At 53.8% G+C, this 647-nt stretch carries 1 protein-coding gene; it reads right to left on the bottom strand.

All coding sequences use genetic code 11. The features are described 5' to 3' along the window. Nucleotides 1-593, bottom strand: a 593-nt coding sequence (locus ACTHS3_RS16490) for a Mur ligase family protein (protein WP_440368573.1), incomplete at its 3' end; no start/stop codon positions are given. Between the last annotated feature and the right edge of the window lie 54 nt (nt 594-647).

Raw genomic sequence — 647 nt, 5'->3', positions numbered from 1 at the left:
TCGTAGCGGTCGAGATGGTCTTCGGAAATGTTCAGCACCGTCGCCGCAGTCGGGCGCAGGCTTTCGGTGTTTTCCAGTTGGAAGCTGGAAAGCTCCAACACCCACACGTCCACCTTTTTGCCTTCGCGCTGCAATTCCGCTTCCAAAACCGGCGTGCCGATATTGCCCGCGATGACAGTATCCAGCCCGCACTTGATGCAGAGATAGCCGACCAAGCTCGTTACCGTCGTTTTGCCGTTGCTGCCGGTAATCGCAATCACCTTGTCGCCGCGGCGGTTCACAATGCCCGCCAGCAATTCGATATCGCCCAACACGCGCCCACCGTTTTGCTTGAACGCCTCGATATCTGACTGACGCTCGCTGATGCCGGGACTGAGCGCCAAAATATCGAAACCATTATCCAACGCATCTTTCAGACGGCCCGTATAAAACACCAGCCCGTCAAACATCTTACCGATTTGCGACACGCGCTCCGGTTTCAGCTCCGCATCATACGCGGCAACCTCCGCGCCGTTTTTGCGCAGGTAGGCAATCATAGAAATGCCCGTGCCGCCTAGTCCGGCGACGAGGATTTTTTTATTTTGAAAAGTCATTTTGGTTTTGTCCTAAGTTTTTCAGACGGCCTTTGAATAAGGATTCAATATCCT

Source organism: Neisseria sp. P0009.S007 (genome assembly GCF_051962515.1).
The sequence above is the reverse complement of the archived record's forward strand: the minus strand, read 5'-3'. Positions and strand labels throughout refer to the sequence as shown.